Genomic DNA, 14,625 nt, shown 5'->3' with positions numbered 1-14,625 from the left:
CATGGACTTCATTCTGTACGCGGTGCCGTTCTTCTTCGTGCTGATTGCCGTCGAGCTGTTGGCCGACCGCTGGCGCGGGGTGAGCAATTACCGGGTGGCCGACGCGATCAACAGCATCAGCACCGGCGTGCTGTCGACCACCACCGGCCTCTTGACCAAGGGCGTCGGGCTTGTGACCTACGCGTTCGCGCTCAAGCACCTGGGGTTGTTCGAGCTGCCGACCGACAGCGTCTGGACCTGGGTATTCGCCTTCGTCTTCTACGACTTCTGCTACTACTGGCTGCATCGCTGTGGCCACGAACGCAATATCCTCTGGGCGGCGCACTCGGTGCATCACCAGAGCGAGGACTACAACCTCTCCACGGCGCTGCGCCAGACCAGCACCGGGTTCCTGCTGAGCTGGATCTTCTACCTGCCGATGGCCGTGTTCGGCGTGCCGCTGCTGGTGTTCGTCAGCGTGGCGGCGCTGAACCTGCTGTATCAGTTCTGGGTGCACACCCGGCACATTCCCAAGCTCGGCTGGTTCGAGTGGTTCTTCGTCACGCCATCCAATCATCGGGCCCACCATGCACAGAACGCTCTCTATATGGATCGGAACTACGGCGGGGTGTTCATTATTTGGGATCGGCTGTTCGGTTCGTTCCAGGAAGAGGACGACAACGAACCGGTGATTTTCGGCGTGACCACGCCTTTGGCCAGCTGGAATCCGTTGTGGGCCAACTTGCAGTTCTACGTGCAGCTGTGGGATGACGCGCGCCGGGCGCAAAGCCCCTGGGACAAGCTGCGGATCTGGTTCATGCGCACCGGTTGGCGGCCGGCGGACGTGGCGGCGAAGTACCCGATGAACAAGCCGGACCTGAGCCAGTTCCGCAAGTTCGAAGTGCCGTTGGACGGGCGTCAGCAGATCTACATCGTGTTGCAGTTCTGCGCCTACATCGCGCTGGGCAGCTACCTGATGAACTTCGAGCCGCAACTGTCTACCGCCGCGCTGGTGCTTGGCTGGAGTGCGGTGGCGCTGGGGTTGTTCACGTTGGGCGTGGCCCTGGAGAATCGCCCGTGGGCGTTGAAGCTGGAGCTTGTGCGGTTGGCGTCCAACGTGCCACTGGTGTGGCTGGCGCCGGTGGTCGGGCTGTGGCCGGCCAGCGCGGTGGGCTGGGTCGGCCTGCTCAGTTACAGCCTGCTCAGTGTCATCGGTCTCTACTGCTGCAGAAACCGCTTCACTCGCCTGGCGTCTTGATCTCGGCAGCCTTGGCCTGTTCGGCTTTCAGGGCCTGCTCTTCGGCATAGACCTGTTTGGCCAGGCGCGCATTCTTGAAGCGCCGGCGCAGCCACAGGCCCAGGCCCAGCACCAGCAACGCGCCCAACACCCACAGCTCATACTTCTTGATGCTGCCCAGCATGCCTTCGAGCACCGCGCCGAAGTGATAGGCGGCTGCCGCCAGGGCGGTCGCCCAGATCGCCGCACCAATGCCGTTGAGCAACAGGTAGCGTCCCGGCGGATAGCCGGAAAGGCCGATAGCCACCGGCATCACGGTACGCAGGCCGTAGACGAAGCGGAAGCTCAATACCCAGATGTCGGGGTGCCTGCGGATGTGCTCCAGCGCCCGGTCGCCCATCATTTGCCAGCGCGGCTTGCGCGCCAACAGCTTGCGTCCGTGCTTGCGCCCCATGAAGTACCACAGCTGATCGCCGGCATAGCTGCCGAAGAACGCCACGACCACCACAAGGTTGATGTCCATGTATCCACGGAACGCGAGGAAGCCCGCGAGCACCAGGATGGTTTCGCCTTCGAAGAATGTGCCGATAAACAGGGCAAAGTAGCCGAAGTCATGCAGAAATTGTTGGAGCATTGTCTGGGTGCTGGCGAAATGAACGCGCAGCCTACCCCTTCGGACACATTCGTGAAAGTGTCCAAATGTGTCTCGACGTGAACAATTCCTACAAGGACAATGGAATGCGGCTACCTGTCGCAGGGATGCACATAACTGTCATACGGTGGTCATAATGGCCGCTTATAACTGTCACGCTCGCCCGTCAGCGCGGGCTCAGGAGTCTGCCGTGAGCTTTACCCCCGCTAATCGCTTGTTCCCAGCCACTCGTCTGCGTCGTAATCGTCGTGATGAATTTTCGCGCCGGCTGGTGCGAGAAAATGTCCTGACCACCAACGACCTGATCTTGCCGGTGTTCGTGCTCGATGGCGAAAACCGTCGTGAAGCGGTGGCTTCGATGCCGGGCGTCGAACGCCTGACCATCGACCTGTTGCTGGAAGAAGCGGCCAAGTGGGTAGACCTGGGAATTCCAGCCGTGGCGCTGTTCCCGGTCACGCCGACCAAGCTCAAATCCCTGGACGCTGCTGAAGCGTGGAATCCTGAAGGCATTGCCCAGCGCGCCACCCGTGCGTTGCGTGCGCAATTCCCCGAGCTTGGGGTGATCACCGACGTGGCGCTGGACCCGTTCACCACCCACGGCCAGGACGGCATCCTCGACGAAGAAGGCTACGTGCAGAACGACATCACCGTCGATGCACTGGTGCGCCAGGCCCTGTCCCACGCCGAAGCCGGCGCGCAGGTGGTGGCGCCCTCGGACATGATGGACGGACGCATCCAGGCGATCCGCGAGGCCCTCGAAGTGGCCGGGCACGTCAACGTGCGCATCATGGCCTACTCGGCCAAATACGCCAGCGCCTACTACGGCCCGTTCCGCGATGCGGTGGGTTCGGCGCTGAACCTGGGCAAGGCCAACAAGGCCTCCTACCAGATGGACCCGGCCAACGGCGACGAAGCCCTGCATGAAGTGGCGGCGGACCTGGCCGAAGGTGCGGACATGGTCATGGTCAAGCCAGGCATGCCGTACCTGGATATCCTTTGCCGGGTCAAAGAAGAATTCAAAGTGCCGACCTTTGTCTATCAGGTCAGCGGTGAATACGCCATGCACATGGCAGCGATCCAGAATGGCTGGTTGAGCGAAGGGGTGATCCTTGAATCCCTGACCGCTTTTAAACGTGCAGGCGCTGATGGCATCCTGACGTACTTTGCCGTTCGTGCTGCTCAATTGCTACGAGAGCAACCATAGCCCTCCCAGGAACATTCCATGAATACCGAAGGACTCACTGAAGTTGCCGTAAACGAGGCTCTACCTGTGGTGGAACAACTCGAAGAGACCCCGCCGGAGCTGGAGGCCGTAGCCCCGGTGCCGGCCGCCGAGCCTGCGGCGCCGGCGATTGCCATTCCCGGTCTGGATGACAGCAGCCTGTACATCCATCGTGAACTCTCGCAACTGCAGTTCAACATCCGCGTGCTGGAGCAGGCGCTGGATGAGTCCTACCCGTTGCTGGAGCGGCTGAAGTTCTTGCTGATCTTCTCCAGCAACCTGGACGAGTTCTTCGAAATTCGTGTGGCAGGCCTGAAGAAGCAGATCACGTTCGCCCGTGAACAGGCGGGCGCCGATGGCCTGCAACCGCACCAGGCCCTGGCCCGGATCAGCGAGCTGGTGCACGGTCATGTCGACCGCCAGTACGCGATCCTCAACGACATCCTGCTGCCGGAGCTGGAAAAACATCAGGTCCGCTTCATCCGTCGCCGTCACTGGACGACCAAGATCAAGACCTGGGTCCGGCGCTTTTTCCGCGACGAGATCGCCCCGATCATCACCCCGATCGGCCTCGACCCGACGCACCCGTTCCCGTTGCTGGTGAACAAAAGCCTGAACTTCATCGTCGAGCTCGAAGGCATCGACGCCTTCGGTCGCGACTCGGGCCTGGCGATCATCCCGGCGCCGCGCCTGCTGCCGCGCATCATCAAGGTGCCGGAAGAAGTCGGCGGTGCCGGCGACAACTACGTGTTCCTGTCGTCGATGATCCATGCGCACGCCGATGACCTGTTCCAGGGCATGAAGGTCAAGGGCTGCTACCAGTTCCGCCTGACCCGTAACGCCGACCTGGCGCTGGACTCCGAAGACGTGGAAGACCTGGCCCGCGCCCTGCGCGGCGAGCTGTTCTCCCGCCGCTACGGTGACGCGGTGCGCCTGGAAGTGGCCGACACCTGCCCGAAACACCTGTCGGACTACCTGCTCAAGCAATTCAACCTGAGCGAGAGCGAGCTGTATCAGGTCAACGGTCCGGTGAACCTGACGCGTCTGTTCAGCATCACCGGCCTGGACAGCCAGCGCGAGCTGCAGCACCCGCCGTTCACGCCGCAGATCCCGAAACTTTTGCAGAACAGCGAGAACATCTTCAGCGTGATCAGCAAGCAGGACATCCTGCTGCTGCACCCGTTCGAGTCGTTTACTCCGGTGGTCGACCTGCTGCGCCAGGCCGCCAAGGACCCGCACGTACTTGCGGTTCGCCAGACCCTGTACCGTTCCGGCGCCAACTCGGAAATCGTCGATGCGCTGGTGGATGCGGCGCGTAACGGCAAGGAAGTCACCGCGGTGATCGAGCTGCGGGCGCGGTTCGATGAAGAGTCCAACCTGCAACTGGCCAGCCGTCTGCAAGCGGCCGGTGCGGTGGTGATCTACGGTGTGGTCGGCTTCAAGACCCACGCCAAGATGATGTTGATCCTGCGCCGCGAAGCGGGCGAGATCGTGCGTTATGCGCACCTGGGTACCGGTAACTACCACGCCGGCAACGCCCGCCTGTACACCGACTACAGCCTGCTGACTTCCGACGACGCCCTGTGCGAAGACGTCGGCAAGCTGTTCAGCCAGCTGATCGGCATGGGCAAGACCCTGCGCATGAAAAAGCTGCTGCACGCGCCGTTCACGCTGAAGAAGGGCATGCTCGACATGATTGCCCGCGAAACCCAGTTCGCCCTCGACGGCAAGCCGGCGCACATCATCGCCAAGTTCAACTCGCTGACCGATCCGAAGATCATCCGCGCGTTGTACAAGGCCAGCCAGTCCGGCGTGCGCATCGACCTGGTGGTGCGCGGCATGTGCTGCCTGCGTCCGGGCATTGCCGGCGTCTCGCACAACATCCACGTGCGTTCGATCATCGGCCGCTTCCTGGAACACACGCGGATCTTCTACTTCCTCAATGGAGGCGAAGAGCAGATGTTCCTGTCCAGCGCCGACTGGATGGAGCGCAACCTCGACAAGCGTGTCGAGACCTGCTTCCCGGTGGAAGGCAAGAAACTGATCATGCGGGTCAAGAAAGAGCTGGAGTTGTACCTCACCGACAACACCCACAGCTGGAGCCTGCAGGCGGACGGTCGCTACATCCGCAACACCCCGACCGGCAACCAGAACCCGCGCAGCGCGCAGGCGACCCTGCTGGAGCGCCTGGGCATGCCGATCTTCAGCGTGACCTGATGTTCTCGGCGGCATAAAAAATGGCGATCCCTGCGGATCGCCATTTTTTTTGGCCTTTGTGCCACTTTTTCTGCAGGAGATCCCCTGTGGGAGCGAGCCTGCTCGCGATGGCGGTGTGTCAGCCAACACCGCCATCGCGAGCAGGCTCGCTCCCACAGTTCTTGTCTCTCCCGTTGTTTCAGGGGTGGGGCAGCAAGTCCCCTATCAGCGCACGTTAAGGGTGAAGTTAACCCGCGTCAGCCACTCGGCTTCCAGCGCGAAGTCGGCCTGGGTCAGTTGGTTGTCATCCAGCCATTTTTCCGGGAACAGCACATCCAGACTGTCGCCGTTGGCCTTCAGCACCACCTGGGGCATCTGCTGGGTGCCGCGGATGTGGTGGAACAGGATCGCGAAGCGCAGCAGCACGCACAGGCGGATCAGCTTGATGCCGTCGTCGTCGAACTCGGCGAACTTGTCCTTGGGAATGTTGCGGCGGTGGCCGCGTACCAGCAGGGCGAGCATTTGCTGGTCTTCACGGGAGAAGCCGGCGAGGTCCGAGTGCTCGATCAGGTAGGCGCCGTGCTTGTGGTAGTGATAGTGCGCGATATCCAGGCCCACTTCATGGACCTTGGCGGCCCAGCTGAGCAGCTCGCGCCAGACGCCGTCCTCCAGGTCCCAGTCGGCGGCCACCTGGTCGAATGCGTGCAACGCCTTGCGCTCGACCCGCTCGGCCTGCTCCAGATCAACGTGATAACGCTCCATCAGCGAGCTGAGGGTGCGCTCACGCACGTCTTCGTGATGATGGCGACCCAGCAGGTCATACAGCACACCTTCACGCAGGGCGCCTTCACAGTGGTCCATACGCTGCAATTCGAGGGCGTCGAAGATCGCTTCGAGAATGGCCAGGCCGGCCGGGAAAATCGCCCGACGGTCAGGCTTGATGCCTTCGAAGTCGATCTTCTCGACGTCGCCCAACTTGAACAATTTGCGCTTGAGCCAGGCCAGGCCTTCGGCGTTGACTTCGCCCGTGCCGTGGCCGCCGGCTTTCAAGGCCAGGCCGATCGCCCGGATGGTGCCCGAGGAGCCGATGGCTTCATCCCAGGTCAGGCGGTGCAGGGCGTGCTCGATGCTCATCAGCTCCAGGCGTGCGGCGGTGTACGCCTGGGCGTAGCGGGCCGGGGTGACCTTGCCGTCCTTGAAATAGCGCTGGGTGAAGCTCACGCAGCCCATCTGCAGGCTCTCGCGCAGCAGCGGTTCGAAGCGCTGGCCGATGATGAATTCGGTACTGCCGCCGCCGATGTCGGCCACCAGGCGCTTGCCCGGGGTGTCGGCGAGGGTGTGGGAGACGCCGAGGTAGATCAGGCGCGCTTCTTCACGACCGGAGATGACTTCGACCGGGTGGCCGAGGATTTCCTCGGCGCGGTGGATGAACTCCGCGCGGTTGCGCGCTTCACGCAGGGCGTTGGTGCCGACGATGCGTACGGCGCCCAGTGGCATGCCATTGATCAGTTGGGCGAAGCGTTTCAGGCAATCGAGCCCGCGTTGCATGGACTCTTCGCTGAGACGACGCTCTTCGTCGATGCCGGCCGCCAGCTGTACCTTTTCCCCAAGGCGCTCGAGAATACGGATTTCGCCATTCTGGGCCTTGGCCACGACCATGTGAAAGCTGTTGGAGCCCAGGTCGATCGCGGCGATCAGGGACAGGTTCTTGGCTTTGGATTGCGGCATGGTCAGGGGGTCTCGTTCGATAACCCCGACATCGTGCCACGATCAAACGCCTACGCCAACGCGCAGTGTTCAAAGCCTTGATCCTGCGCAGTCAATCGCGAGCCGGCGCGCTCGCGCATCGGCGTGTGGAGGCTTCGGCGAACAACCACTGACCGGCCCGGTTCAGGAACTGGCGGATCATCAATGCCATGCACAGATACATCAGCGTGGTGAGGGCGTAGGTTTCGAATACGTGCAGATTGCGCGATTGCAGGACATTGGCGACGAAGCTCAACTCCTGGGTGGCGATCATGGAACACACCGACGAGCCGAGCATGACGACGATGATCTGGTTGCTCAGGGCCGGCCAGGCGCTGTTCAGGACCGGGCGCATGGCTTCCAGGCGCGGTACGGGAATGACCTGGAGCTGGTCACGGATAATGAGCGTGGCATGCGCTCCCAGGTTGATGACCATCGCCAGTGCGGCGGCCTGCCAGGCAGAGACCGGGACGCCAATGGCGGGCAGGCCGAAAAAGATGCACAGCAACTGCATCAGGAATGGCGTGTTGCGGATCAGCTCCACATAAAGGCGGAAAAGGTCGGCGAACGGGCGAATGTTCCGTGCCTGCACCAACGCGCCGACGAGGCCGATGCTGATGCCCAGCACGGCGCCGATGGCCGTGAGCTCAAGGGTGAACAGCGCGCCGCGCAGCAGCAGTTCGGTGTTGTCCGCCAATGGCAGTACAGCGGAGGAGTAAGCCATGGATGTCTCCGAATCGGCCGCGAGTGATTGCACTGATTCGGTAGAGCACGGGGCATGCCAACGCGCAGTGGCTGCCGCGCGACGGCGCTGTGCGGCTTTTAAAGGGCCGCTTGATCAGCGCAGATGCACTGCAATGGCGCGCTGGTGTCCGGCGATGAACGCCTTTGGGGCCGGCGCTGGAAATGACCGTTCATCCGGAACGAGCGGCAGCGGGTGTCGGCAAGTCACCGCCAGGCACGGCTTGGGCTATACACAGACTCATGAAACACCATAGCGAGACTCAATCATCTGCGGCTTCCTGAACGAGGGAAGGGCGGCTATGATGGGCCACGTTTTTTTGCTTACAACCCTGGAGAATTCCATGAGCAGCGATCTTATCAAACACGTTAGCGACGCTAGCTTCGAGGCCGATGTACTCAAGGCCGAAGGCGCTGTGCTGGTCGACTACTGGGCTGAATGGTGCGGCCCTTGCAAAATGATCGCTCCTGTTCTGGACGAGATTGCCGAGACCTACAAAGGCAAGCTGACCGTTGCCAAACTGAACATCGACGAAAACCAGGAAACCCCGGCCAAGCACGGCGTGCGTGGTATCCCGACGCTGATGCTGTTCAAGAACGGCAACGTTGAAGCGACCAAGGTCGGCGCCCTGTCGAAGTCGCAACTGGCGGCTTTCCTCGACGCGAACATCTGAGTGTCGCTGTAAAGTGTCAAGAAAGGCCCCGCATATTGCGGGGCTTTTTCGTTGTAGAGGGCTAGACGCTCTGAAACTCAGGTGGTACATTCGGCCCCGCACTGGTTTCTCCACTGCCCCCTGCTAGCCGTCGCCGACGCACTCCTTTCGAACAAGTACGCGATCCTGTCGCCTTCTCCGCGGCGCGGCCTCATTAAGCCAAAAGCTTAATTTCCCCCCTCCATAAATGATTACGTCATTCCTATATGAATCTGACTGAACTCAAGCAAAAGCCGATTACCGAACTGCTCGAATTGGCCGAACAGATGGGCATAGAAAATATGGCCCGTTCGCGCAAGCAGGACGTGATTTTCTCCCTGCTCAAGAAGCACGCGAAGAGCGGCGAGGAAATCTCCGGTGATGGCGTGCTGGAGATTCTCCAGGACGGCTTCGGCTTCCTGCGCTCCGCTGACTCTTCCTACCTGGCCGGCCCGGACGATATCTACGTCTCGCCAAGCCAGATCCGCCGTTTCAACTTGCGCACCGGTGACACCATCGTTGGCAAGATCCGCCCTCCGAAGGAAGGCGAGCGTTATTTCGCGCTGCTCAAGGTCGACACGATCAACTTCGACCGTCCGGAAAACGCGAAAAACAAGATTCTCTTCGAGAACCTGACCCCGCTGTTCCCGAACGTGCGCATGAAGATGGAAGCCGGTAACGGTTCCACCGAAGACCTCACCGGTCGTGTCATCGACCTGTGCGCCCCGATCGGCAAAGGCCAGCGCGGTCTGATCGTTGCTCCGCCGAAAGCGGGCAAGACGATCATGCTGCAGAACATCGCCGCGAACATCGCGCGCAACAACCCTGAAGTTCATCTGATCGTGCTGCTGATCGACGAGCGTCCGGAAGAAGTGACCGAGATGCAGCGCACCGTGCGCGGCGAAGTGGTTGCCTCGACGTTCGACGAGCCGCCAACCCGCCACGTGCAGGTCGCCGAGATGGTGATCGAGAAGGCCAAGCGCCTGGTCGAACACAAAAAGGACGTGGTGATCCTGCTCGACTCCATCACCCGTCTGGCCCGCGCCTACAACACCGTGATCCCGAGCTCCGGCAAAGTGCTCACCGGTGGTGTCGATGCCCACGCCCTGGAGAAACCGAAGCGTTTCTTCGGTGCTGCCCGGAACATCGAAGAAGGCGGCTCGCTGACCATCATCGCCACCGCGCTGGTTGAAACCGGCTCGAAGATGGACGAAGTGATCTACGAGGAGTTCAAGGGTACCGGCAACATGGAGCTGCCACTGGACCGTCGTATCGCTGAAAAACGCGTGTTCCCGGCCATCAACATCAACCGTTCCGGCACCCGCCGCGAAGAGTTGCTGACCGCCGACGACGAGTTGCAGCGCATGTGGATCCTGCGCAAGTTGCTGCACCCGATGGACGAGATCGCCGCCATCGAGTTCCTGGTCGACAAGTTGAAAACGACCAAGACCAACGACGAGTTCTTCCTGTCGATGAAGCGCAAGTAACACTGCAGGCTTCAACAAAAAGCGTCCCGCATGGGGCGCTTTTTTTTGCCTGTCTGCTATTTTGTATCTGATTTGATAACTTTCGCGTACACACGATGTCCCTTGCGGATGGGTTTGTATTGGGCAAGGGACGTTAATGCACACATTTGGTAATCGCCGCGACATCGACGGTTTGCGCGCGCTGGCCGTCATTCCGGTCGTACTCTTTCACTTTGGCTTCAACACGTTCAGCGGCGGCTTCGTCGGTGTCGACGTGTTCTTCGTCATTTCCGGATTCCTGATCACCAGTATCCTGTTCCGCGAGATCAGCGCGCAGCGTTTCAGCTTCGTCGATTTCTGGGCTCGACGTGCACGGCGCATCATTCCGGCACTCAGCGTGGTGATGCTGGCCACGCTGGTGCTGGGCTGGCTGCTGCTGACGGCCAAGGACTTCTCCGAGCTGGGCAGGACGGTGCGTTACCAGTCACTGTTCATTTCCAACATCCTGTTCATGCGTGAGGATGGTTATTTCCAGCCCGCGTCCGACTTGAAACCGTTACTGCACACCTGGTCGCTGGCCGTTGAAGAGCAGTACTACATCTTCTTCCCGCTGCTGATGGTGCTGTTGATGCGCTATATCCGGCATTGGCGCTGGATGCTGTTCGCGGTGCTGCTGGTATCGTTCGGGTTGAACATCGCCTGGATCGAGCGCAAGCCGGATTTCACCTTCTTCGCCCTGCCGACCCGCGCCTGGGAGTTGCTGTGCGGCGCCATGCTCGCCGTGATGCCGGCACCGAAACAGGCGGTGCGGCCGTGGCTGTATCAGGCGGTGGGCCTCGCTGGCCTGGCGGCGGTGCTGATCGCGGTGTTCACCTTTGACAAGTCCACCGTGTTCCCAGGGTGGGCGGCCTTGCTGCCGGTGCTGGGCACTACCGCGCTGATCTGGTCGGGTGCGCAGGGGCCGAGCTGGAGTGCGCGGCTGTTGAGCCTGCCCGCGATGGTCTGGGTCGGTCTGCTGTCCTACTCGCTGTACCTGTGGCACTGGCCGGTTTACGTCTATGCCAACGCCATTTCGGTCGACGGCATTCAAGCAATGGAAGCCCTCGGCTGGATTGCCCTTGCACTCGCGCTGGCATGGTTGAGTTTGCGCTACGTCGAATTGCCGTTTCGCGAGAAGCGCCTGCTGTCCAGCCGCAACGCGGTGCTGGCCGGCGGGCTGGCGACTATCGTCGTGCTCGTGGTGGCCGGTTCGGCGATCCGCTCGGCTGACGGTTTCCCTCAGCGGCTCACTGGCAAGGCGCTGGAGTATGCCCAGGCGCGTGAATGGCGTGCGGGGCAGATGAAATGCATGCTGGTGACCAAGGACAAGAAATTGGACAAGGCCTGTCTGCTCGGGCAAAACCAGACGCTGGAAGCGACCCGCATGGTGTGGGGCGACAGCCACGCGGCGGCGTTGATGCCAGCCGTTGAACAAGGCGCCAATCGTGAGGGGCGCCCGGTGTGGTTGTTCAGCATGAGTGCCTGCCCACCGGTGCTGAGCGACGAGCCGCGCCAGCGCTGCAGGGATTTCAACCAGCAGACCATGGACCAGATACGTCGCCTGCACATCAAGGACGTCGTACTCGCCTCCAACTGGAGCCTGTATGTCTACGGCCGCGAGGACGGTGACAGGAAAGTCCTGCTTAACGAACATGACAATACAGCCCAGGCCGAAGCGCGCATGGCCGCTGCAATCAAGGGGCGGGTGGCGGCGATCCGGGAGACTGGCGCACAGGTCTGGCTGTTCAAGGAAGTGCCGCTGCAGCACAAGGGCGCCGTCAGCCGTCTGACGAGTCTCGCTCGGGTCGGGCGTTCCGCCGAAGGGCTGGGCCGTCCGCTCGAAGAGCACCTGGCGCGTCAGCACTTCCTCAGCGGTCTGTTCGACTCGCTGAGTGCTGCCGATCCAGGTGTGCATGTGATTGATCCAACGCCGATGATGTGCGGGGAGCGGATTTGCAACATCGAGGTCAATGGCCGGTCGCAATACCGCGACGAAGACCACCTCTCGGACGCTGGCAGCGCGCGCCTGAGCCCGCTGTTTACACCGCTCCTGCTGGGTGCGGCGCACAATTGACGGCGGCAATGCGCTGACAGGCTGCTGTTCGGCCGTCAGAGCAGGTAGGATGTACGCCTATTTTCGGGGTGGCATCTTCAATGAAATTCAAGGACCTTCGGGATTTCGTGCAGCAACTTGAGCAGCGCGGAGAGTTGAAACGCATTCAGATTCCGGTCTCTCCCGTGTTGGAGATGACCGAAGTCTGCGACCGTACGCTGCGGGCCAAAGGCCCGGCGTTGCTGTTCGAGAAACCCACCGGTTACGACATTCCGGTACTGGGCAACCTGTTCGGCACCCCGGAGCGGGTGGCCATGGGCATGGGCGCCGAGTCGGTCAGCGAGCTGCGCGAGATTGGCAAGCTGCTGGCGTTCCTGAAAGAGCCCGAGCCACCCAAAGGCCTGAAAGACGCCTGGTCCAAGCTGCCGATTTTCCGCAAGATCATTTCCATGGCGCCCAAGGTCGTCAAGGATGCGGTCTGCCAGGAGGTGGTCATCGAGGGTGATGATGTCGACCTCGCGATGCTGCCGGTGCAGACCTGCTGGCCGGGCGACGTTGCCCCGCTGATCACCTGGGGGCTGACCGTCACCAAGGGGCCGAACAAGGATCGCCAGAACCTTGGCATCTATCGCCAGCAAGTGATCGGCCGCAACAAAGTCATCATGCGCTGGCTGAGCCATCGCGGCGGCGCCCTGGACTACCGCGAGTGGTGCGAGAAGCACCCCGGCCAACCGTTCCCGGTGTCCGTGGCCCTGGGCGCCGATCCGGCGACCATTCTCGGTGCCGTGACGCCGGTACCCGACAGCCTCTCCGAATACGCCTTCGCCGGGCTGCTGCGCGACAACCGCACCGAACTGGTGAAGTGTCGTGGCAATGACCTGCAAGTGCCGGCCACCGCCGAGATCATCCTCGAGGGCGTGATCCATCCGGGCGAGATGGCCGACGAAGGCCCGTACGGCGACCACACCGGCTATTACAACGAAGTCGACAGCTTCCCGGTGTTCACCGTCGAGCGCATCACCCACCGGACCAAGCCGATCTACCACAGCACCTACACCGGTCGTCCACCGGACGAACCGGCCATTCTCGGCGTGGCGCTGAACGAAGTGTTCGTGCCGATCCTGCAAAAGCAGTTCCCGGAGATCACCGACTTCTACCTGCCGCCCGAGGGTTGCTCGTACCGCATGGCCGTCGTGACCATGAAGAAGTCCTACCCGGGCCATGCCAAGCGGGTAATGCTCGGTGTCTGGTCGTTTTTGCGACAGTTCATGTACACCAAGTTCGTTATCGTCACCGACGACGATATCAATGCGCGTGACTGGAACGACGTGATCTGGGCCATCACCACGCGCATGGACCCCAAGCGCGACACGGTGATGATCGACAACACGCCGATCGACTACCTGGACTTCGCCTCGCCGGTGTCTGGCCTGGGCTCGAAAATGGGCCTGGACGCCACCCACAAATGGCCGGGGGAAACCACCCGCGAATGGGGCCGGGTCATCGTCAAGGACGATGCCGTGACCCAACGGATCGATGCCATCTGGAATCAGTTAGGAATAGATTGATGCGTGTAACCTTGCAGCCGTCCGGAGCAGTGCTTGAGATACTGCCAGGCGAGCGGATTCTCGATGGCGCACGCCGTCTGGGCTATGAATGCCCGCAAAGTTGCCGCAATGGCAACTGCAACGTGTGTGCCGCGTTGCTGGTGGAAGGACGGGTCGAGCAGGCCGGCGCGGTGCGCGACCATGGCGAGTTCTACACTTGCATAGCAGAGCCGCTGGAAGACTGCATCGTGCTGTGGGATGGCGTGCTTGCGCTGGGAGAGTTGCCGGTGCGCAGCTTGTCGTGTCAGGTCATCGAGTGCAAGAACGTCGGCGGCGACACCTGGCGCGTCAGTCTGCGAGCGCCGGCGGGCAAGCCGCCACGCTATCACGCCGGGCAATACCTGATGATCGAGCGTGAGGACGGCGAGAAATCGGCCTTTTCCCTGGCCTCGGCACCTCATTCGGGGCGCGATCTGCAAATTCACGTGCTGGCGCGCGAAGGCAGTGCACGCGGCCTGATCGAACAGCTTCAGCGCAACAAGATGGCGCGCATCGAAATGCCGTTCGGCGACACCCACTTGGCGGAGCTGCCCGACGGCCCGCTGGTGCTGATCGCTGCGGGTACGGGCATGGGCCAGATCCACAGCCTGCTCGAGCATTGCCGGGCCAGCGGATTCAAACACCCGGTGCACCTGTATTGGGGCGTGCGTCGTCCCGAAGAGTTCTACGAAATCGAGCATTGGGATGAGTGGGAGAAATTGCCCAACCTGTTCCTGCACAAGGTCGTCAGCGACCAATGTGGCTGGCAGGGGCGTTGCGGCATGCTGCACCAGGCGGTGTGCGAGGACTTCCCCGATCTGAACACCCTGCACGTCTACGCCAGCGGCTCGCCGGCCATGGTCTATGGCACCCTGGACGCGTTGGTCGAAGCGGGGATGGACGCCCACCAGATGCGCGCTGATGTGTTCGCCTACGCCCCCCGCAACTAACCCCCCGTACCTGTAGGAGCGAGCTTGCTCGCGATGGCGGATCAGACACCTCGGAGTGTCAGAACG

11 protein-coding genes are annotated in these 14,625 nt (G+C 61.7%); 8 read left to right on the top strand and 3 right to left on the bottom strand.

What is annotated here, in order from left to right; all coding sequences use genetic code 11:
• Nucleotide 1 precedes the first annotated feature (1 nt).
• Nucleotides 2–1,237: a sterol desaturase family protein gene (locus ABVN20_RS12735; RefSeq protein ID WP_368556008.1), complete on the top strand. Its 1,236-nt coding sequence runs from the start codon at nt 2–4 to the stop codon at nt 1,235–1,237.
• Here ABVN20_RS12735 and ABVN20_RS12730 read toward each other — a convergent pair.
• On the bottom strand, nt 1,218–1,850 hold the full coding sequence (locus ABVN20_RS12730; protein WP_368556007.1) for a DedA family protein: 633 nt from the start codon (nt 1,848–1,850) through the stop codon (nt 1,218–1,220). The genes ABVN20_RS12735 and ABVN20_RS12730 overlap by 20 nt on opposite strands.
• 208 nt (nt 1,851–2,058) lie before the next feature.
• Here ABVN20_RS12730 and hemB point away from each other — a divergent pair, with 208 nt between their 5' ends.
• Nucleotides 2,059–3,072 carry a porphobilinogen synthase gene (gene hemB / locus ABVN20_RS12725; RefSeq protein WP_368556005.1) on the top strand — a complete coding sequence of 338 codons (1,014 nt, stop codon included), beginning with the start codon at nt 2,059–2,061 and terminating at the stop codon, nt 3,070–3,072.
• 18 nt (nt 3,073–3,090) lie between these two features.
• On the top strand, nt 3,091–5,307 hold the full coding sequence (gene ppk1 / locus ABVN20_RS12720) for a polyphosphate kinase 1 (RefSeq protein ID WP_368556004.1): 2,217 nt from the start codon (nt 3,091–3,093) through the stop codon (nt 5,305–5,307).
• Nucleotides 5,308–5,511: 204 nt separating this feature from the next.
• On the opposite strand, the gene ppx is transcribed toward ppk1, so the two are convergent.
• Nucleotides 5,512–7,014, bottom strand: a complete 1,503-nt coding sequence (gene ppx, locus ABVN20_RS12715; protein ID WP_368556003.1) for an exopolyphosphatase — start codon at nt 7,012–7,014, stop codon at nt 5,512–5,514.
• Nucleotides 7,015–7,105: 91 nt separating this feature from the next.
• Nucleotides 7,106–7,756 (bottom strand): amino acid ABC transporter permease, encoded by a 651-nt coding sequence (locus tag ABVN20_RS12710; protein ID WP_368556002.1) that lies wholly within the window; start codon nt 7,754–7,756, stop codon nt 7,106–7,108.
• 361 nt (nt 7,757–8,117) lie between these two features.
• On the opposite strand from ABVN20_RS12710, the gene trxA reads away from it, so the two are divergent.
• The 5 genes from trxA to ABVN20_RS12685 all read left to right on the top strand — a co-directional run bounded on the left by trxA (nt 8,118) and on the right by ABVN20_RS12685 (nt 14,559).
• Nucleotides 8,118–8,447: a thioredoxin TrxA gene (trxA, locus tag ABVN20_RS12705; RefSeq protein WP_003206727.1), complete on the top strand. Its 330-nt coding sequence runs from the start codon at nt 8,118–8,120 to the stop codon at nt 8,445–8,447.
• Nucleotides 8,448–8,692: 245 nt separating this feature from the next.
• Complete coding sequence (gene rho / locus ABVN20_RS12700; RefSeq protein ID WP_368556000.1) at nt 8,693–9,952, top strand: transcription termination factor Rho; 1,260 nt, start codon at nt 8,693–8,695, stop codon at nt 9,950–9,952.
• A gap of 136 nt (nt 9,953–10,088) precedes the next feature.
• Nucleotides 10,089–12,044 carry an acyltransferase family protein gene (locus ABVN20_RS12695; protein ID WP_368555999.1) on the top strand — a complete coding sequence of 652 codons (1,956 nt, stop codon included), beginning with the start codon at nt 10,089–10,091 and terminating at the stop codon, nt 12,042–12,044.
• An 80-nt stretch (nt 12,045–12,124) separates the two neighbouring features.
• Nucleotides 12,125–13,591: a 4-hydroxy-3-polyprenylbenzoate decarboxylase gene (gene ubiD / locus ABVN20_RS12690; RefSeq protein ID WP_368555997.1), complete on the top strand. Its 1,467-nt coding sequence runs from the start codon at nt 12,125–12,127 to the stop codon at nt 13,589–13,591.
• On the top strand, nt 13,591–14,559 hold the full coding sequence (locus tag ABVN20_RS12685; RefSeq protein ID WP_368555996.1) for a CDP-6-deoxy-delta-3,4-glucoseen reductase: 969 nt from the start codon (nt 13,591–13,593) through the stop codon (nt 14,557–14,559). The genes ubiD and ABVN20_RS12685 overlap by 1 nt, the downstream gene beginning before the upstream one ends.
• Nucleotides 14,560–14,625 lie beyond the last annotated feature (66 nt).

It is taken from the genome of Pseudomonas sp. MYb118 (genome assembly GCF_040947875.1).
In the GTDB taxonomy this organism is placed as follows: Bacteria; Pseudomonadota; Gammaproteobacteria; order Pseudomonadales; family Pseudomonadaceae; genus Aquipseudomonas.
Note: the sequence above shows the minus strand (reverse complement) of the source record. Positions and strands in the feature narration are given on the sequence as shown.

What these genes read in the sequence shown, in the direction of transcription:
- ABVN20_RS12735 (WP_368556008.1), top strand. Translation starts at nt 2, where the DNA reads ATGGACTTCATTCTGTACGCGGTGCCGTTCTTCTTCGTGCTGATTGCC.
- ABVN20_RS12730 (WP_368556007.1), bottom strand. Translation starts at nt 1,850, where the DNA reads ATGCTCCAACAATTTCTGCATGACTTCGGCTACTTTGCCCTGTTTATC.
- ppk1 (WP_368556004.1), top strand. Translation starts at nt 3,091, where the DNA reads ATGAATACCGAAGGACTCACTGAAGTTGCCGTAAACGAGGCTCTACCT.
- ppx (WP_368556003.1), bottom strand. Translation starts at nt 7,014, where the DNA reads ATGCCGCAATCCAAAGCCAAGAACCTGTCCCTGATCGCCGCGATCGAC.
- ABVN20_RS12710 (WP_368556002.1), bottom strand. Translation starts at nt 7,756, where the DNA reads ATGGCTTACTCCTCCGCTGTACTGCCATTGGCGGACAACACCGAACTG.
- trxA (WP_003206727.1), top strand. Translation starts at nt 8,118, where the DNA reads ATGAGCAGCGATCTTATCAAACACGTTAGCGACGCTAGCTTCGAGGCC.
- rho (WP_368556000.1), top strand. Translation starts at nt 8,693, where the DNA reads ATGAATCTGACTGAACTCAAGCAAAAGCCGATTACCGAACTGCTCGAA.
- ABVN20_RS12695 (WP_368555999.1), top strand. Translation starts at nt 10,089, where the DNA reads ATGCACACATTTGGTAATCGCCGCGACATCGACGGTTTGCGCGCGCTG.
- ubiD (WP_368555997.1), top strand. Translation starts at nt 12,125, where the DNA reads ATGAAATTCAAGGACCTTCGGGATTTCGTGCAGCAACTTGAGCAGCGC.
- ABVN20_RS12685 (WP_368555996.1), top strand. Translation starts at nt 13,591, where the DNA reads ATGCGTGTAACCTTGCAGCCGTCCGGAGCAGTGCTTGAGATACTGCCA.